Here is a 19,381-nt window from a genome sequence, read left to right as displayed (position 1 = left end):
ACACGTTCAGAGTTTCTGACCACAATTCGGACAGAAGTTAGCTCCTTCGTTTTTCACACCGCAGTTAGGACAGAAATTGGGCTTTTTATGGTCTCCAGAAGGAGAAGGAGCGGCAGATTCAGGTTGAGGCTCGGCCGGAGGATTTTGGTTGGGATTCAAATTTTTCATCATTTCGTTTGCTATATTCATCCCCATCATCATACTCGCCATATCCGAAGCAGCGCCGCCGCCTTTTACGTTGCCAGATGCAATACCGTCCGTCATCGTGACCTGTTGATACTTTTGCAAATTACCGATCATTTCATGAGAAGCCGTCTTCGTAATCATATCCTGAATTTCTTGAGGATAATTGAAGCTCATCACGTGAAAGCCTGTAATCGTCATCCCGTTGTCCATCACTTGCATATCCAGATCTTCTTGAATGCCTTTGGAAATATCGGAAGCATTCGCTTGCAGATTGAACATGTCTTTCCCTTCTCTGCTGATCCACTTCATTAACAACTGATCCAGCACAGAAGTAATCCGGATTTTAACATCCTCCACCAGATAGCTGTCTTTCATCCCGGCAACCTTATCTATGAGCGTAACATAATCGTCCACCTTAAAATTAAACGTGCCGTTGGCACGAATGGGCATACCCCCCGGAAGCTGGGGAGTCGGGATCAAAACCGGGTTTTGCGTCCCCCATTTCACGGTAAACTCCTTCGTATTGACGAATAAAACTTCCACCCTCATGCCACTGTTAAAGCCAAATTTAAATCCTTTTAACGTGGACAGAAACGGGATAATCTCAGAATCTATATTGTAAGATCCTTCATTCTCGAAAATCCCTTCAATCTTGCCGTTATTTACGAAAATCGCGTCTTGACCAGAGCGGATCATTAACTTGCTTCCTTTTTTAATCTCCCGATTGCTCCATTTCCAAAAAATCATATCATCTCTAAATTCTTCCCACTCTACAACATTCGCAAATTGATTTCTAAAGAACGACATTCTGTTCCCATCCCCTCAGTTAAAATGAACCTCTACTGCCGCTATGCGAATGACCGCCACTGGTGGTTCCGCCCCCGCTTGAGCCGCTACTGCTGCTACTCTTTTCGATCTTCCGTTTCGTTGTTGTTGTGTGGAGGTATTGATCCCGATGAGCCAAAATCCCTGAAGTGCTTGCATCCTCATAGGTCTGCCGATTTACCGTAACACGGCCGCCGGAATTGGAAACCATCTTACCCACGATAATCCCCGCCAATACCAGTGAAACCACCAATTGAAACGCAATACTATAAAATATACTATCCGGGTTCACCCCTGGTCGGATTCCCAAATACCTGTGCGCACTTAAAATATATTTTTGGAATGCAAGCTCATAGTTACCGCTCGTCAGGTACGGGCTAATCTCGTCACGTATTTTATCCAGTCTGTCGTCATCCAGATACCGCTCTGCTTTGTAAAATCCGGCCAAATAAATCTCTCTATTTCTCATATCCATCGTTAAAATAACCGCATTTCCATGAGTCCTGTCATATCCAGGTCCCTGATCATCATAAAAGTCCTGCGTCATTTTCATAACATCCATATTGTCGGAATTGCTGGAGGTAAAAATAATAATGTCCGTTTCTCTTTCGGCCCCGTATTGATTAGCCATCGTGTTCAGTTCATCATACTCTTCCTGATTAAGCAGACCCGCTTCATCATAAATCAAGGACTTCCATTCCGTTGTAGCCGCCTCGGCCTTCATTTCCACAGGAAAGGCTAGAAAAGCAGTGAAGAAAAACAAGATTGCCAGGATCAGTCCAACCCTTTTCATTAAAACATCCCCCCCATGATCACCCAAGTGATTAGCTTCAATGAAAGGAAAGAGACACCGAAAATGCCTGCAAACCAGGCAGTCACTTTGACCTTGCTAATCGGAGGCTTGCCGACTACCTTGCCTGTCTGACCGTTCATGGCAAACGTATGCTCCAACCTATTATAGTCATAGTGTATTACCCATACCGGGAGCAGGACATAGTCGGCATTTTTTCGTGTTGTGTCTATTTGCTTATCCGTATAGTCCACAGCAGTATATTCCGACACCGAAGACTGAATATAAGCATCAATATATTCCTTCACTTTTTCTTTTACTCGCGGGAAGAGCTCCTCGTCGTTATAACTGTATTTCTCCGCAATGTAGCCGGCGAGATACGGGGTTTTAAAGCTTTTTAGCTGATCGTAAGGAAAAGGCTCCAATTTATCCATCAGCTCGTCGTTCATTTTCTCCGCGGCATCAATCGGAACCTTCACGTAATTCAGACGAATTTTCCGGTATACATCAAAATGCTGCGTTTCCGTATACTCGTAGTCCCCGCTTGTATAGGTTCTCACTTTTTTGCCCTGACCCTGAACCTCAATTTTATTATGTAATTCATATAACCAGAAAGGCACATACATCCCGGTGATTCCCTTGATTCGATCTGCTGTCATGAACCGATTCGGCGTCAGACGGCCATTCTTGCACCATTTTCGGAAAGCTTGCATAGCTTCTTCCTTACTGATCGAAAAAGGAATGACCTGCGCCGGGGCCAGCTCCCCTGTCAGTCGTTCGCCAAGCACAACCGCTGATCCGCAAAAGCTGCAAACCGTCGCGCTTGTCTCCACTTCAGTCATAATGACTGCTCCGCAGCTGGTGCAATGATACTCCTGAGCCTCGTCTTCTGAAAAAATGTGATTCGTCAGAGGATCTGGAAAATACTCGATATTGTCCTTTCTTCCGCAACTATGACAGGATAACATTCCTGTTTCACTGTCAAAGACCATGCCACTGCCGCAGTTTGGGCATTTGTATTCGATAACCGGCATCTGCTCACCTCTATCATAAAGAACTGTTATTTCTGATCTTTCATTTTTTCTTTGATCGCAGCCAATTCATCTTCTGCGTTCGTGCTTTTCTCAACTTGTGCGAATAAATCATCCAGATCGTCCTGCGTCCCTGCTCTAAGCTCGGCTATAGCCATTGCTTCATCATATGCCCGATTAACCTTCTCTTCCATAGCTTCGAATACGGAATCCTGGCCGCCCATGGCGTTCAATGATTGCTGTACTTTGGCAACCGCCATTTTCCCTTTTAGCTTGATGCGCCGTGCTTCCAACTGGCCCATATCAGACACCAGTTTATCCTGCATTTGTTTCATACTTGCGGCGTTTGATGAAGCCAAGTCATAAGCGGTTTCGAATTGTCCCCGTTTCTCCACCTGCGTTGCCTTTCTCTCCAGAAACTTTCGAGCGTTCTCATCCTTGCCAGCCTCCACTGCCTTCATAGCATAATTCTGAAGCTTTTTGATCTCCGCTCTGCATTCATCCAAAGCTCTTTTCGCTCTTCTCTCATCCGCCAACACCGAAGCGGTTTCCGCTTTCACTCTGCCCAGGTCGATGTTCAGGTTCTGCATGTAATCCTCAATTGTCTTCTCCGGATCTTCCACCTTGTCTAATAAGGCGTTAACATTCATTTTCATAATATCCCTAAATCTCGACAGAATCCCCATCATGGTCTCCCTTCGAAAAGACTGCATTCCTACCATATAATACATCAAATTCGGAAAAAAGGGTTCATTTCCCTTTCCAAATCCAATAACAGGCACTTTAACGCCATCATTCAATACCTTTTCCTAAATTTTCCAGTTCATATGAACAGCCTCCTTTACTATTTTCATATAAGATAACACCTCGCCGCTGCATAGGCAAAAGTACAGCTAACCAAATCAAAAAAAGTGCCTGATCCCCGTGAAATCATACTTTAAGACACGGGGGGCAGGCACTTGCACCGCAGTAACTAATCATATATTCCACTTCATGCTTGCTTGTCCTGTATAGTGCTGAAGTGGACTTTATTTTTTATCTCAAGCTTTTCCATACCCAGTTTTCTACTTCTGGTAAGTCGATGCCTTCTTCACGAATGCATTGATTATGCTTCTTAACCATAGCATCCATTTCAACCACAATGCTTGTGTACTTCCCGGCTTCAGGTAAGTTTAGAACAGCTTCCTTCACTAAGTCAAAACGGTCCATTTGATTCAATACACGCATATCAAATGGGGTCGTAATATCACCATTTTCACGGTAACCATGCACATACAAGTTATGATTGTGACGATCAAAGAACAGATCTTTGATTAGACCTTCATAGCCATGGAAAGCGAAAACAACTGGCTTTTCCTTTGTGAAATAATGATCAAACTCTGCGTCAGATAATCCACGAGGATCTATTTTTTGACTTCTCAATCTCAATAAATCTACCACGTTGATAAATCGAATCTTCAGCTCAGGCAATTTCTCATGCAAAATGGAGATCGCAGCTAAGCTTTCAATCGTTGGTTCTGTACCGGCAGAAGCAATGACAAGATCAGGTTCTCCACCTTGATCTGTACTTGCCCAGTCAATGATCTTCAACCCTTTATCCACCAATTCTTTCGCTTCATCAGCAGTAAACCATTGTGGACGTGGGTGTTTAGACGAAACGATCAAATTGATCTTTTGACGGTCGTTTAAAATGGTGTCAAAAACAGCCAACAATGAATTGGCATCAGCTGGCAGATACTCCCGAATAAATTCCGGTTTTTTATCAGCCAAATGACCTAACAAACCTGGATCTTGGTGTGTATACCCATTATGATCCTGTTGGAACACCGTTGAAGTTGCTACGACATTCAATGATGGGATATCTGCACGCCATCCTTGATCCGTTGCTTTACGTAACCACTTGAAGTGTTGAGTAATCATTGAATCAACCACACGCAGGAAGGCTTCATAACTTGCAAAGAAACCATGACGACCAGTCAACACATAACCTTCCAGCAAGCCCTCTGCTTGATGTTCGGATAATTGGGAATCAATAACACGACCATAAGAAGACAAAAATTCGTCATTAGGTTCAATAATTTGGTCCATCCATTGACGTTTGGTTACTTCAAAAACAGGAGCTAAGCGGTTAGACATCGTTTCATCCGGTCCGAAGATTCTGAAATTACGATTTTCTTCATTTAAAAGAACCACATCTTTAACGTATTTCCCTAAAACCGACATATCCTGTGCAATGACTTTACCAGGAACAGAGTTATCTAGTGTATAGTTACGGAAATCTGGTAAATGCAAGTCTTTAATGAGGTTACCCGCATTCGTAACAGGGTTCATCCCCATTCGTTTATCGCCTGTAGGTAGAATTTCGGCAATCTCAGGTTTTAAACGGCCATTTTCGTCGAACAATTCCTCTGGTCTATAGCTATTCAGCCATTCTAATAAAGCAGGTGCGTGCTGCATATTTTTTTGGTCAACAGGAATTGGAACTTGATGGGCACGGAATGAATTTTCATTAGGTACGTTATCCCATTCTTTTGGACCCGTCCAGCCCTTAGGTGTACGGAAGACAAGCATCGGCCATGCTGGGCGAGTAAGGTCATTGTTTTCACGCGCATTCTTTTGAATAGCTTCAATTTTTTCGATTACGGTATCCAATACTTTTGCCATTTCTGGATGCATTTGATCAGGATGCTCACCTTCAACAAAAAATGGTTCCCAACCCAAGCCTTTGAAATATGAGGTCAATTCTTCTTTCGATTGACGAGACATAATCGTTGGGTTACTAATCTTGAAGCCATTCAAGTGTAAGATTGGCAGCACTGCACCGTCAGTAATGGGGTTGATAAATCTGTTAGAGAACCACGAAGCGGCTAATGGGCCAGTTTCAGCTTCGCCATCACCAATAACAACAGCCGAAATCAAATCGGGATGATCTAAAATGGCACCCACCCCATGAGAAAGGGAGTAACCTAATTCTCCACCCTCATGGATAGATCCAGGTGTTTCAGGAGCGGCATGTGAAGCAATACCGCCAGGGAACGAGAATTGTTTGAATAATTTCTTCATACCCGGGATATCTTGTGTAATTTGCGGATAGATTTCAGTGTAGCTTCCATCGAGATATGAATTTGAAACCATAACCTGGCCGCCGTGACCAGGGCCTTCAATGTAAAGCATGCTCAAATCATATTTATTAATAACACGATTTAGATGTGCATAAATAAAGTTTTGGCCAGGAATGGTGCCCCAGTGTCCAATAGGCTTAATCTTTACGTCCGAATCTTTTAATGGTTCTTTTAACAAAGGATTATCTTTTAAATAAAGTTGGCCTACCGAAATGTAGTTCGTTGCACGCCAATATGCATCAAGTTTTTCCAAATATGCTTTAGATGAGTAATCTACTATTACAGGTGATAATGACATGATGTCCACTCCCTAAACAATTTTGTTTGTAATTTATTCCGGAAATTTCATCGACATGTACATCATAACGCTGCGTCGATTAAATTCAACCTTTTCAACAAATGATACGGTCCAATTTTGTGAAATTTTGAACATAGTATGAAATATAATTAAAAAGACAGTAAAAAAGCTCTTACATTAAAATAAATGGAAATTTTAACCACGTTTTTTTATTACAATCTATCCATAGTATGATCAGATTTTTTTTTCAAAAGCATAAAAAAAGACTGGAAATTTTTCCAGTCTCATCGTTAATGAACCGATACGAAGGTGTTGAATTTCAAATATTTGTAATGGAATCGCATATGAGAAAATTCAAATGGCGTGCCATTATCTAAAAAGAAAACACCTTCCATGATGCCTACGGGCTCATTTTCCTTCAAATGCAGTAGTTCTTGATCGTCTGCTTGGGACGGCTCTGCAAAAATGGATAAAAAAGATTTAGTGACGGCCAGGTTCCGCGAGTCTTCCAAATAATTAAAAATCGACCCCTCGATAATCGTCTGATTTAAATTTTGGACAATTTTAATAGGGATATAGCCCGTTTCAATCATAAAAGGATCATCATCAAACAAACGTAAGCGAACAATTTTGTAAACAAAATCATGAGTCTCCAAGAATAAATCGCGTTGTAATTCTTCTGTTGGTGGAATGACCTCAAAACTCAATACTTTGATTTTAGGCTTTTTACCATGCATTTGAAAATTATCAGTGACCCCTAGATTAGAGCCTTCGTAGTTAAAGATAGATTCATTCCTTATGTATAATGGATTAATAAATGTCCCAGAACCGCGCTTCTTGAAAATAATTCCTACATTCTCCATTTTAGTCAGAGCACGTTTAATGGAACTACGACTCACCTGGTACGTCTCGCTAAGACTACGTTCATCTGGTAATCTCATATCTGCAAACTTACCAGCAAAGATTTTCATCTTAAGATCGTCAATAATTTGCTTATAGACAAATTGTGTCATATCGTACTCCTCTTCCAGGTCTTCTATAACTTCATATAGTTTACCATAACTTGTTCTTTCCATCTCATGTTTGTTTACGTATGTAGAGTGAGCCTTCATCTGATAGCTTGCTTTTACTATACATCTCTATGCATAATACCATGATTGCACATACATCATACCACTGCAATGCATCATGTTCATGCAGAGTATGATCCTTTCTCTCTTTAAGGGCAGATAGTCATCCCCTTTCAACCCCAAAGAGCGACGACACCGACGAAAGCGTCACCCTGCGCCAAAGTCGGTACCGTCACTTTTCTACCTGAAACATTTAGAAGGGCACTTGATTAGAATATCCTCTTTGTTTCTCTAGTCTTGATTCAGTCCAAGCGAATTCCTTCGAACGCATTCATTACTAATTGCTGCACATAGGAATCGTCTAATGGATCACCAGTTACCAACAATCGATAAAAAATCGGTCCATAAATGAGATCTGTGCTTAATTCAATATCGAGATTTTTCTTCAATTCCCCACGCTCAATCCCCCGCTCCATAAGAAGCCTGGCCTCGAGCCGCCGAGGATGGAAATACCGCGTCCGGTATGCCTCCGATAATCCTGAATCAAGCTGCCCTTCACCTATTAACTCCGTAATGATTTTACCCTCCCGACTTGTCAAGAACCGAACTAAATTCGTAGCATGAATGAGAATATCATCTAATACAGAACCCGTGTCGGGTACGGGCAATCTTGCTATGGAAGCTGACAGAAAACCATCCATCACCACGGCAGCCTTGTTAGGCCACCATTTATAAATGGTCGCTTTGCTAACTTTGGCTCGTTCAGCAATTTTTTCCACCGTAACCGCTCCAAAGCCATGCTCCAACAGTAGATCATAGGAAGCGGTAAGGATAGAATTCTGCGTCTCGACATTACGCGGACGTCCTCGTTTACTCTGCACCGGAACCCCCCCTTCCTCTTAGATGTAAGTAAATACAAAAAAATAAACTGTACGTTCAGTATATCAAATATCAAGTAAAAATAAAACGAATTTACCTATTTACAAAACCAAACGTTCAGTATATTATTTGATTATCGAATTAATGAACTATACGTTCAGTATTTATTTTTCCCTAAACAATTACGAGGAGGATTATCATGCAAAGAGAACAACAAGCCATAGAAAGTAACCGTATTTCAAATTGGATGATGTTTCTGTTGGCGGCCGCATGCGGCCTTATCGTCGCCAATCTTTATTATGCTCAGACCCTTGTAGGGCCTATCCATGTTGCTATGGGCCTTTCTTCCACAGCAGCGGGCTTCATTGTCACTTTAACTCAAGTCGGTTATGTTGTGGGATTGCTGTTTATCGTACCGCTCAGTGACATTATTGAAAATCGACGCCTCATGGTCGTATCGTTAGTGATTACAGTCGGTGCATTGCTCGCAGCCGCATTCGCCCCCAATGCGCCGTTGTTCCTGACCGCATCTCTGTTCATTGGAATTGGATCGGTGGTAGCCCAAATACTGGTGCCATATGCCACGTATTTGGCATCTGAAGAGCAGCGCGGCCGCGTTGTCGGGAATGTAATGAGTGGACTGTTGCTAGGAATTATGTTCGCACGACCAGTGGCAAGCTTTATAACCAGCATCTGGGGGTGGCAGGCCGTATTTATTTTGTCAGCAATTGTCGTAACGCTGTTGACGGTTCTGCTCTCGCGAGCTCTTCCTGAACGTAAGCCTGCGCCTACGGTATCTTACGGCAAATTAATTTTCTCTCTGGGCACTCTTTTAAAACAAACACCCGTATTGCGCCGCCGTGCCCTATATCAAGCCTGTCTATTTGGAGCCTTCAGCCTATTTTGGACTGTCGTTCCTCTACGATTAGCGGATGATTTCGGAATGTCCCAGCAAGGTATTGCATTGTTTGCTTTAGTAGGCGTGGGCGGCGCAGTAGCAGCTCCGATTGCCGGAAGATTGGCTGATAAAGGCTGGAGCAAATTCTTAACCGGGCTAGCCATGATCATTGCCGCCTTGTCTTTTTTGCTAATCTATCTTTTTCAAAACCATTCGACAGTTGCTCTTGTACTGCTCTTTGTCTCAGCGATTACACTGGATATGGCCGTATCGGGAAATCTTGTACTTGGGCAGCGTGTGATTTACTCCTTGGGAAGTGAAGCGAGGGGGCGTCTGAACGGACTCTTCATGTCTATTTTTTTCGTAGGCGGTGCCATTGGATCATCGTTAGGCGGTTGGTCTTATGCGCAAGGAGGTTGGAATTTCAGTGCTCTCATTGGGGTCGCGCTGCCGTTGCTAGCTTTGCTTTACTTTTTCACTGAGAAAGAAACGAATGGAGACGCACGAAAAAAAACTTCGACAAAATAACCATACAACAAAAAGTTAACCCCTGTTCGTCTGAGTAGTTAAAGATACACATGACGAACAGGGGATGTTGTGTTCTAAAGGTTCATAGTCTTTTATTTAAGTATTGCATCGATGGAATATGAGCCTGCCCCTGTCAATGCGATACCGATTACGACTGCAATCAGAACCAACGGGTATTCATAGCCATTAGCTGTTGCCCAAATTCCGTTTTGGCCATGTACTTTGAAAATCGCCCCAAGCATAGTCAGCGTAATGAACAATGCAGCCAATGGAGTGAATAGTCCCAAAGCAAATAGGACTCCTCCCAGCAATTCCATCAACCCAGCGGACACGGCCATGAATACTCCCGGTTTAATTCCGACCGATTCCATCCAACCGCCAGTACCTTTTGGACCATAGCCTCCAAACCATCCAAAAAGTTTCTGAGCTCCGTGCCCGACCAACAACAATCCAACCACCAAACGTACCAGTAACAATCCACTTGCCAACATAAAAATCACTCTCCATATCATATTTATTTTAAGATTATTTAATTAAAGATATTGGATAAAATTAAGTTCATTGCTGCACTATTTGAGCCTGTTCTTTTTTTAGTTTTTCAGGAGTAATATCGTCTCCATGCGGATCATAAATAGTAGCATTCAGGAGAATGCTTTTTATAGAACCCCGAAATATTTGAAGGTATTCTTTGCGAAGATCAGTTTGTTCAATTTTTTCAATTTCAGTTAACCCGACTTCTTTTTCTTTTTTTGCAAGCTGATTAATTCTTTTTAAAATTGTAATCATATCTATACCTCCATATTTAATTGCTTTGATCAGTTATATCTTTAATTTATTTATCTTGATATAAAGATATAACATTTTTTTATTCGTGTCAATACTTATTCAAAAGAATAGAAGATCATCCCTTGGGCTGCTTACAGAGAAAAAGAAAAGCCAGCCATCACAGAGGATGCTCTGCGACAACTGCTTTCTGGCTTTCAGGGCCACATCCCCAGCCGCAACCTTCCTGAGATCAAGAAGTTCATCGACAGCTATGTAGAAAAGGTGATCGTCTACATGGAAAACGTAGAAGTCATCTTTAAGCTACAAGTAGTCACACTTTTCATCTCACCTGAGTCACGAAAAATTTTCAATTGAATTTTATATATTTAGCGAAATAGGAAAGTATAATAATAGAAAAATGTAGGAAGTCAAAACATAGGAGGAAATCATGGGCCGACTAGTTCATTTCGAAATTCATGTAGATGACATGAAACGTGCTAAGAAGTTTTATGGCGAGGTATTTGGATGGACATTTGAGGATTGGAGTGATTATGCTGGAACGCCTTATTTTGGAGCTGTGACAGGCGATGCAAATGAACCCGGAATCAACGGAGCCTTGATGCAACGTCAAGGTGCTTCCCCCCAACCCGGCCAGGCTATGAATGGTTATGCATGTACTATGGGAGTGGAAGATTACGATTCTACTGAAGCAAAAATTCTTAATCTTGGAGGCAAACTTGCACTGCCCAAGCATGCACTGCCTGGAATGGCATGGCAAGGGTATTACATGGACACAGAAGGGAATATTTTTGGTATTCATCAGCCAGATGAGCATGCAAAATAGAGTTATACAATCGCATAGACAAAAGCACCACCTCACACGGTCGGGCTTTTATATGTTCGTTCAAGATGCGATAGAGCAGCCTGTTAGTAAACAATACAGCTACGGAAAAGGACCTGAGCATTCATCAGACTTAGAGCAAGTCAAGGCACAGAATCCATCATAAACGTGTGCAGATCAATTCACATTCAAACAAAACTAAATAAACCAGTCGCCGGTTCAATTCCGGCAACTGGTCACTTAAACTTGAGTGTGTTTTGATCCCTGTCTCATCAATGGGGGGTAGTCCCGCAGTACATCTTTTTTTATCATAACAAGCCAAAACTCATCAGATAATCTATTCCAATTCCATGTAATAAAGATTTGTAGGATTATCTTTTGTAATGGTATGTGCGCCAGGAGCAAGTGATACGCTGACAATACCATCAGTCATTGGATAATCGGTTCCATCAACCTTGATTTTTGTTCCGTCTGCTGAATTAAACACTAATGTTAATGTTGAAGCTTCCGTAGTAGTAAACCCAATACTGGTTGAGTTCTCGATTTTTAAGCATTGAGTTAGAGTCACACCATTATACTCCACAGTTCCCTTGTTTGCCGAAAGATCCCCTTTAATATCAAAGAAGTCGTTGTTAGTTCCAGCTATGGTAAAGTTATGAACTTGTTCTCCGGGTGTTGGTACCGGAACAGGAGTCGGTGTTGGTTCTGGGGTTGGTTCTGGTGTCGGCTCCGGTGTTGGTTCCGGCGTTGGCCCTGGTGTTGGTTCTGGCGTTGGCCCCGGTGTTGGTTCTGGCGTTGGCCCCGGTGTTGGTTCCGGTGAGATTGAATTACCCCCTACAGATACAAGTTGAGTTGTGTAGCTTTTTATTTTAGCCATTAGAGCTGAATTGAGTGCATACGACGTGTCATCAACGGAATTATCAAATTTCCATGTAAAGTCTCCGTTATTCAGGCGTCCAGCTTTTGCAGTAACAATTTGTTCAACATCGCTTACGTTATCAATGTCAGCACCGTTTACTCCAATATCGACGCTTGTATCAAAGTTGTTATAAGCTGTTCCTCCTTTTAATGCTTTGTATGAGCTTGGTACGGTTTCATTTCTCGACGAAGCTAAATACGCATCAAAAGAGTTTTCATTTGCCAGAGCTGTCCCGTTATTGGAGTTTGCATAAATCAGACTGGCAGCATCAACTATACTATTGTTGTAGGCCTTAATCACACCTCCGTTTTCTCCCGAAAATGTACCTTCCCCTAAAGCATCCGTACCTTGCAAAGAACTCAGCATTGGATATTTAGCATGTCTAAAATAATTAGATTCTACAAAGGCTGAAGCTCCCATTGTAGCACCGACACCATATTTTGAGACTCCATCAAAGAAGTTATTATATATATGAACAGATGCCACTCTTATACGTGGATGACGGGAGTCTGAATGATCAAACCAGTTATGGTGGAAGGTGACAAAGAATTCTGACGATTCACTTAAGCCGACCAGAGCCGATTTTCCTGAATCCCAGTAGTGATTATAAGAGATTGTAATATACGTCGATCCATTTTTAACGTCTGTGGAACCATCTCCCTTTGCTTGGTCGGCATCTCCTCCTGCAGATCCATAGAATACATCATTATTATGCACCCAAACATTTGCATTTCCTGTATCCATTGAAATACCGTCATCAGGGAACAACATCACACCCAGGTTTCTCACTTCCACATTTCCAGCATATCTAAGAAGTATTCCCCATCCGTAAGCATAAGCATCGTCTCCGATACCTTCAACCGTCATATTCATTTCCGAATAATTTTTTTTGCCTTTTACTTGAAGATATCCACTGCTATTAAGTTGTCCTCTCATATCATCTTCTGTAACTTTCCCAATAAATCTGATTGCAAGTGGTGTTGTATCATAGCCTTTTTGTCTTAATGCCAAAATCTCGCCTAGACCAACACCTGTTTGAACACGACCTGAGCTATTGATTTTCACATCGAGGGTCACTGTTTGTGCAGTCTTGGATGTTACATAAAGAACTTGGGCACCATTCTTAAGTGTTCCGTCTTCATTATAAGCACCCGAGCCTGTACCATATAGCGATTTTGATGAGAAAGCAAATCCAGATCTATCATATGACGCTACGGATAGCTTATTTGAAACAGCACTTACCGTTGAACCCCCTGGTAGCCTGGCTTCAACTTTCATTACATAATCTCCAGTTGCAAGACCTACGGCATCAGCTCTCCAATAGGAAGGGTATTTTCGAATTAATTCACTATCAATTTGTTGGTAGTAAGAATCTGGCGCACTTACAGGTTTAACATATACATTATACCCCTCCGCATTGCTTTCAGGTGACCATTCTACATACGCAGTTTCATTCCAGCCTCCATCGTCGATGATCGAAAGACCGGCAGCATAAATTGTAGTATTTTGCAATCCTCCTGTTATTAAAGATATTGCAAGAGAAAACAATACAACAATACCCATTACATTTGTAATCCTCTTTTTCATTTCCAATCCTCCCAAGTTTGATTTGTTGCATACATCATTAAACCGTTATCAAAAAGCCGTCAAGTTTCTCAATTCACCTCCCCCGTGTAATCATATTAATGGTGCGTGGCAAACCCAAAAATGCATTCGTCCATTCTGTACGCGCAACAAAGTAATACAAATCAATGAAACATTTATACAAATTTTATAATGAGAAAAAAATCACAATGCATGAGTTAAACGAATGAGACTTACATTCGAATACAGAGTCTATCAATAATTTCGAACTAATTCGTCAATATTCCCTTCCTTTCAATATTCTAAATTATAGCATGTGATACAAAATATTTCCTGGATTATTTTTACTTTAAATTAATTTGATGAATATCCCTATATATAAAATTTGACATTAACCAGTGTATTTTTCATGGCGATAAAAGATCAAAAGTTTAAGACGACATGCCGAAGACTTCACGGTAATGCCCTCCAAGTCGAGATCACCAAAATAATAAAGTTCTTGCTCCGCGCCTTGAACAGGGTACTGTAAACGGAGCATCCCCAGATTTCCTACAATTTTTCGGCCGTAGCCAAAAATCAATGAGGAGAAGGATAGCTTCGGCAGTTCGGGCATCAGCCCTTGGAATGTTGTCTTATTCTCCATGATAAAATGTAGGTGGTTCTTGCTGTCAAATCCGATGGAAGGACTGACCGCCAACATCAAGGGATCACTGACAGGCACAACTTTGAGTTGCTCCCAAGCTCCTAGACGCTCCAGCAAGGATTGCCCTCCGTTTTCCGTAATCCACTTCTCGTCTCTCCTCATGTTGTAAAACAAAAGTGTCCAGTTTAGCATAGTTCGTGACTGTACCAATCGCATCGCCGTGCATGTACTTGCGTACCATCGTTGTGACCAGATCATCATAGGTACGGTGAATATCCTGATAGGACCGCTTTTTCAGCTTGATATCCATCTGATACGAATGCGAAGCCGCCTCCAGTTCAAAGGTATATACTCCCCGTATGCAGTATACGGACATGCGTGTAACCAAACCGTGAAACAATCGTCTTAGCGACTGTCCCTGCTCATCCACTTTCCGACAGCATAAAGCCGCGAGGTGGTGTCCGAAATATAGCTTTCATGAAACAGATCATGAAGCGGACCTTTAATCCAGCTCCTGCCCGTCATTTTCAATTCGGATATGACCACAATACAGGCACTGATGGGTACAGTTCTGTGTCAAGGCAGGTTGGCCTTCAATCCTCATGTCGCTTTTTCCGTTCAGCCACGGCATGGTCAGGACAGGAACACACGGGGCTTTCTTCACACCATAGATGTCCACCATTTCGCTGGCTTGCACAGACGGGTTTAATGGACTGGAGCAGTTCCCAAAGGACTTGATGTTCACACCCGGTACATAATCTCCAATGTTCATTTGTGCCTTGTTTTTCACGTAGACCCCATGGCTAAAAGGCCGTTTCAAACGGGTAGGCTGTGTGCCATAACTACAGCTTAAAATTGCCCCTGCCACGACATAGCTCTTTTTCGCACCGGTTCCCGGCTTCACTTGGGCTTCTTCCACTTGCTCCATCCTCCTTAGTGCTCCATCTCAATTCGTTGTACTCGAATGCCTGTAAAAGATCGGCGCAGCAGACTTTCCGCCACAGCCAGATGGATATAGATATGGGGTTCGATCAGTCCCGCAATCCGAAAAACGGGCGATGGGATATCCCCCTTTTTGAGCACCAAATGCTTCAACACATCATTGGGATACCACTCCGTTTGTGCGGACACGCAATCCACTATCGGCGGACGAAGCATCCAGTACACGTCCTGTCTGGCCTGCTGGAAATCGGTAAGGATGGCCGCTTTCCATTCCAGTCCCGGCATATATTTCTCCAATAATGCTTTCAGACGATCCGACATCAGCGGCAGAGGAAATTCCAAAAAATCGGGGTATATCGTTCGTTGATCAGTATGTACATCTAAAAAAAGAGGTTCATCCTGCGGTCCCTTCATCGGGGCATCTGTCAAGATGTCTTCTACTTGCAGGGGAGACAGCGCAGCAGGCTCCACCCGATGTTTTACCCGCTCGTCTACCATCAGTCGAAAATATCTCAATGCAACCACCCCCTTTTCCTAACGCCATCCCCCGCCTGTGAAAATGTAGAAGGCTCTTCCCACGAATGGGATACCTCAGGGGATAAACATTCCAACCCAATGGCCTCCCTTCGCTGTTCATCGGTAAAAATGACCCCTTGCACATTTGCACCTGTAAAATCGGCCCGGATCAAACAAGCTCCCTCAAAGGAAGCACCTGACACATCCGCTCCCTCAAAATAGGCATCCGTTAGATCTGCTCCATTCAAGGACGCTCTTTGCAGCAGGGCATCTTGAAATACAGCTCCTCGCAGCTGTGCATCTTGAAAATGAGCTCCTTGCAAGCTCGTCCCTGTGAAATCTACCCCAGCAAACCCCAATGGCTCCCAATCTAAAGAAGCATCCGAGCCGTATCCGGCGTTGCCCATAACAGCATCCAATATTGCCCCTCTCATGGAACATCCGCTAAAATCGGCTCCGTGAAGCAAGCTATAGGTGAAGTCGGTGCCTTGGAGCTGGCTTTCCTGCCAGATCGTTCCGACCAAAACGCAACCATGCAAGCGACTGTGTTCCATCTCGATCTGACGAAAGGCCGTATACCGAAAATCCAACTGGCTATAATCTGCGTCCAAGAGCTGGATGCCCTCCAACGCCTGATAGCTGTAGGCTTGTTCTTCTTTTTCCTCCAGCCACGACTTGATTACGTTCGCATCCATCGGTCTGCGGTCTTCCTTATGCACAGACACACTCTGATCCAGGTACTCTCCAACACGAATCTCAAATGTTTCTTCCCGCTCCAACTCCTGAAATTCAGGTAAACGCACCGCCTGTTTCATCGCCAAACGCATCATATTCACCACTAGCGCATGAATATGTACCGCTGCCTCCAGCATGATCTGCTCCCATTCTAGCTCCGATAGAGAAACCTGCTGCTTTTCTACCTCCGTTCGCAATTGCCGCTGCAAATCGCTCCAGTAAGAGAACGTCCACTCTGCATCATATTCGAATCGGATCGGTTCAGGATCAAGCATCCATAAAGCATCTGAAGCCTCCACAAGATAAGTTGGCTGCTCCTCCAACCATGTGGTACGCAGCATGGAGTACGTGATATAACCGATCTTTCCTTTTCTTCCTTGAAGCTGCTCCTGCCGAACCTTCCAACAATACCCTTGGAAGGCCTCGACACAGGCTTGAATCCGTTGTTCTTGCGTCGCCTTGAACTTCAGTGCCCAGTCTCTACGGATCAGAAACCACGCCTGTTTCAAGATGGCTTGTTGTTGCTGCGTGTCCAGCTCATCTATGGGCTTCTCCATCTGCTTTCATCCACCACCTAAAACTCTTCATATGTCATATCATCATGTTGCCGCCATTCAGCCGCCGCACTACAACCTAATTCGACTTCACTTCACTGCCCTTCATGTCCGCTGATCCGCTCAATTGAATATGACTGCCGTTGCAATCCATACGCAGCTCACTGCCTGCGGACAGACTCATCGTTTTCCCTGCCGACAGGCTCAGATTGCCACCCGCCGAGATATTTACCTGCTTGCTGCTTACGATATGAATACCTTCCTTGTCGTCCAGCTTGATAAAAATAGCGCCGTCCTTGCCCGTCACGACCAGCTCATCCGGACCCAAACGAATCTCCTTGCCATGAGGCGTTCGCCATATTTTCATCTGCGGATTGGAGAACTTGTTGTGTCCGCTTCCTCTGCCTGCACGCCTAATCGCACTCCCCGCAATCCCATCTTCTTCACGACTGCCCGGAAAATACAGCGATACGGGGTCTCCTTTTTCCGGCATGACGTACCAGCCTGTATGACCTCCAGCACTATACACCGTCGAATAGTTGAACCAATGCGCCTTATCTACATCCTGCTTCTCATCGCAATCCAGATGGATGCGCACCTGATCCTGACGCACGTCCACGACCACACCGCTTAACGAGGCTCCCGCCAGCTTTTCCTGATAGTAGCTTTTTTGCCGTAATCCTTTGTACGAGGCAAGCACATATTGATGACGCAGCAGCCCCTGCCTCATTTCGGTATAGGCTTCCACTACATACAAGCTGTGTCCCTGAAAGGTCATCTGAGCTCCCAAATCCAGTACCTCGTCCGTTTCTACCTCATAGAAAATAAAGTCATTTTCTGTCACCTTCGCCTGCTCATTTTCCTGAAAATAACGGAAAGGCAGCATCTGCTTGCGCACGGTATAACGGGTATGATCCAGCACCACCTGTGCGGGACTATCCTCAATGCCAAAATAAAATTTTGGACTGTCAAAACGAGCCACAGGCATCAGGCTCGTATGATACCGGGAGGCCATACGTCTCAAGAACGCCCAGTCCGTCTCCTGGTACTGGATGGCCAACCTTCCGATTGGCTCTCCACCTGTCGCTCCATCAATCACATCCAGCCCTTCGTAGTCCTTGCCGATCTGTTCCAGCATCTGAGGAATGGTCATTTTCGTATATTGAAAAGAACGGGTACGCTGCTGGATATCCATCCGGTAGGTATGGGAAATCGCCTCCACCTCCAGATAGTACACATCCCGCACGACCTTCACTTCGACCGACAGGGCAATCCCGCTGAACAGCGGCTTGCTTTCGCCCGTTTCATCCCGCTGGCTCACCTCGATGACGGTGTTCTTTTCCGTCGTTTCCACATAGCTGTCCTGCATATCCTCAGGGATGATTCCTGTAAAATAGAGCCGGGTATGCTCGTTGATTTTTTTCGTGAGGGTAAGTTGCTCCAGATCGACCATGACATATGGATAGATTTGAATTTGATCGTAACCGAGGCTCATAGGAAAGCCACCCCTTTCTCAAATGTGGAATTCGAAGGAAACGGAACAACATGGAGCGATTGCACTGTATTTTCTGCCACAGGCAACCACGCTTCCATGTCTGATTCCATACAGTTAAATGTGCCCATCGTCACCTGTCCTTTACGGACAAACAGCAGCATTTCGTTGTAAAGATTAACATCTACACCTGCTGCCACAAAACGGACCAGCCCGATGGACAGCCCGGAACGATTCACAATCATTTCCGTACCGATCCAGTTACGAACGGGTTGTACAGACCGCAATACATCCGCCATTTGTTCTACAAACTCGGGAAGCTCGTCCACCTCCAAAGCCGATTCAGTCGGATTAAAGGTGATGTTCACCGTGCCGTCCAAAGAGGTATAAATGATCTGCGGACGCTGTTCCGAAGGATATTTAAATCGGGCTTGCTCCAGTGGCATCAGGCTAAAAAATTTGGGGATGCTAACCGCCATTTGTCCATCCAAAATCGTTTCCCATTCCAACGGGATCAGTTCATCACCCATCCGCAGCACCCTGTTTTGTTCAGTAACAGAGTTATCCTGATCGGATACAGCAGGTTGAGATAGGTTCATATTTTCGTTATTAGATGCTACATCGTGGTTAAGCTTATTTTTGAGACTTAGGATATGCTCGTCCATATAGTTCATAGAGGTAGTCCCTTCTACTTCAAAAGATGAGAGTTTACTTCAAAATACGAAAGTGAGAGGGGATATTTAACAATAGCCCATCTTATATA

Annotated in this window: 18 protein-coding genes and 1 pseudogene; 2 read left to right on the top strand and 17 right to left on the bottom strand. The window is 43.7% G+C overall.

The window, feature by feature from the left end:
• Positions 1-6: 6 nt before the first annotated feature.
• The 7 genes from QMK20_RS00680 to QMK20_RS00650 form a co-directional block, all read right to left on the bottom strand.
• Positions 7-993, bottom strand: a complete 987-nt coding sequence (locus QMK20_RS00680) for an SPFH domain-containing protein (protein ID WP_283654159.1) — start codon at positions 991-993, stop codon at positions 7-9.
• 19 nt (positions 994-1,012) lie between these two features.
• Positions 1,013-1,804, bottom strand: coding sequence for a TPM domain-containing protein (locus tag QMK20_RS00675; RefSeq protein ID WP_283654158.1), 792 nt, complete (start codon positions 1,802-1,804; stop codon positions 1,013-1,015).
• Entirely contained in the window at positions 1,804-2,835 is a 1,032-nt protein-coding gene (locus QMK20_RS00670) for a TFIIB-type zinc ribbon-containing protein (protein WP_283654157.1), read from the bottom strand. Before QMK20_RS00670 ends, QMK20_RS00675 begins: the two co-directional genes overlap by 1 nt.
• A 26-nt stretch (positions 2,836-2,861) precedes the next feature.
• Positions 2,862-3,518, bottom strand: coding sequence for a PspA/IM30 family protein (locus tag QMK20_RS00665; RefSeq protein ID WP_283656168.1), 657 nt, complete (start codon positions 3,516-3,518; stop codon positions 2,862-2,864).
• A gap of 349 nt (positions 3,519-3,867) precedes the next feature.
• Complete coding sequence (locus QMK20_RS00660) at positions 3,868-6,252, bottom strand: phosphoketolase family protein (protein WP_283654156.1); 2,385 nt, start codon at positions 6,250-6,252, stop codon at positions 3,868-3,870.
• A 290-nt stretch (positions 6,253-6,542) separates the two neighbouring features.
• Positions 6,543-7,265, bottom strand: a complete 723-nt coding sequence (locus QMK20_RS00655) for a GntR family transcriptional regulator (RefSeq protein WP_044645014.1) — start codon at positions 7,263-7,265, stop codon at positions 6,543-6,545.
• A gap of 359 nt (positions 7,266-7,624) precedes the next feature.
• Complete coding sequence (locus tag QMK20_RS00650; protein ID WP_283654155.1) at positions 7,625-8,203, bottom strand: TetR/AcrR family transcriptional regulator; 579 nt, start codon at positions 8,201-8,203, stop codon at positions 7,625-7,627.
• 197 nt (positions 8,204-8,400) lie between these two features.
• On the opposite strand from QMK20_RS00650, the gene QMK20_RS00645 reads away from it, so the two are divergent.
• Entirely contained in the window at positions 8,401-9,627 is a 1,227-nt protein-coding gene (locus tag QMK20_RS00645; RefSeq protein WP_283654154.1) for an MFS transporter, read from the top strand.
• Between the two features lie 92 nt (positions 9,628-9,719).
• Here QMK20_RS00645 and QMK20_RS00640 read toward each other — a convergent pair whose 3' ends face one another.
• Together QMK20_RS00640 and QMK20_RS00635 are read right to left on the bottom strand one after the other, a co-directional pair.
• Positions 9,720-10,118, bottom strand: coding sequence for a DoxX family protein (locus tag QMK20_RS00640; RefSeq protein ID WP_283654153.1), 399 nt, complete (start codon positions 10,116-10,118; stop codon positions 9,720-9,722).
• A 67-nt stretch (positions 10,119-10,185) separates the two neighbouring features.
• A complete protein-coding gene (locus QMK20_RS00635; protein WP_134911621.1) occupies positions 10,186-10,413 on the bottom strand; it encodes a DUF896 domain-containing protein in 228 nt (75 codons plus the stop codon).
• A gap of 427 nt (positions 10,414-10,840) precedes the next feature.
• On the opposite strand from QMK20_RS00635, the gene QMK20_RS00630 reads away from it, so the two are divergent.
• A complete protein-coding gene (locus QMK20_RS00630; RefSeq protein WP_192512728.1) occupies positions 10,841-11,236 on the top strand; it encodes a VOC family protein in 396 nt (131 codons plus the stop codon).
• Between the two features lie 334 nt (positions 11,237-11,570).
• Here QMK20_RS00630 and QMK20_RS00625 read toward each other — a convergent pair whose 3' ends face one another.
• The 8 genes and pseudogenes from QMK20_RS00625 to QMK20_RS00590 form a co-directional block, all read right to left on the bottom strand.
• Complete coding sequence (locus QMK20_RS00625; RefSeq protein ID WP_283654152.1) at positions 11,571-13,739, bottom strand: pectate lyase family protein; 2,169 nt, start codon at positions 13,737-13,739, stop codon at positions 11,571-11,573.
• Between the two features lie 388 nt (positions 13,740-14,127).
• A complete protein-coding gene (locus QMK20_RS00620) occupies positions 14,128-14,496 on the bottom strand; it encodes a Wadjet anti-phage system protein JetD domain-containing protein (RefSeq protein WP_283654151.1) in 369 nt (122 codons plus the stop codon).
• Positions 14,497-14,533: 37 nt separating this feature from the next.
• Positions 14,534-14,815 (bottom strand): annotated as a pseudogene (locus tag QMK20_RS00615) (adhesin); the annotation flags it as partial.
• A 66-nt stretch (positions 14,816-14,881) separates the two neighbouring features.
• The gene (locus QMK20_RS00610; protein WP_283656167.1) at positions 14,882-15,298 is read right to left on the bottom strand and encodes a DUF4280 domain-containing protein; all 417 of its coding nucleotides are present in this window, start codon (positions 15,296-15,298) and stop codon (positions 14,882-14,884) included.
• Between the two features lie 14 nt (positions 15,299-15,312).
• Positions 15,313-15,819: a hypothetical protein gene (locus tag QMK20_RS00605; RefSeq protein WP_283656166.1), complete on the bottom strand. Its 507-nt coding sequence runs from the start codon at positions 15,817-15,819 to the stop codon at positions 15,313-15,315.
• A 14-nt stretch (positions 15,820-15,833) separates the two neighbouring features.
• Positions 15,834-17,129 carry a pentapeptide repeat-containing protein gene (locus QMK20_RS00600; protein ID WP_283654150.1) on the bottom strand — a complete coding sequence of 432 codons (1,296 nt, stop codon included), beginning with the start codon at positions 17,127-17,129 and terminating at the stop codon, positions 15,834-15,836.
• Positions 17,130-17,205: 76 nt separating this feature from the next.
• Positions 17,206-18,621 carry a phage baseplate assembly protein V gene (locus QMK20_RS00595; RefSeq protein WP_283654149.1) on the bottom strand — a complete coding sequence of 472 codons (1,416 nt, stop codon included), beginning with the start codon at positions 18,619-18,621 and terminating at the stop codon, positions 17,206-17,208.
• Complete coding sequence (locus tag QMK20_RS00590) at positions 18,618-19,292, bottom strand: hypothetical protein (RefSeq protein WP_283654148.1); 675 nt, start codon at positions 19,290-19,292, stop codon at positions 18,618-18,620. Before QMK20_RS00590 ends, QMK20_RS00595 begins: the two co-directional genes overlap by 4 nt.
• Between the last annotated feature and the right edge of the window lie 89 nt (positions 19,293-19,381).

Source organism: Paenibacillus sp. RC334, from assembly GCF_030034735.1.
GTDB classification, from domain to species: domain Bacteria; phylum Bacillota; class Bacilli; order Paenibacillales; family Paenibacillaceae; genus Paenibacillus; species Paenibacillus terrae_A.
The sequence above is the reverse complement of the archived record's forward strand: the minus strand, read 5'-3'. Positions and strand labels throughout refer to the sequence as shown.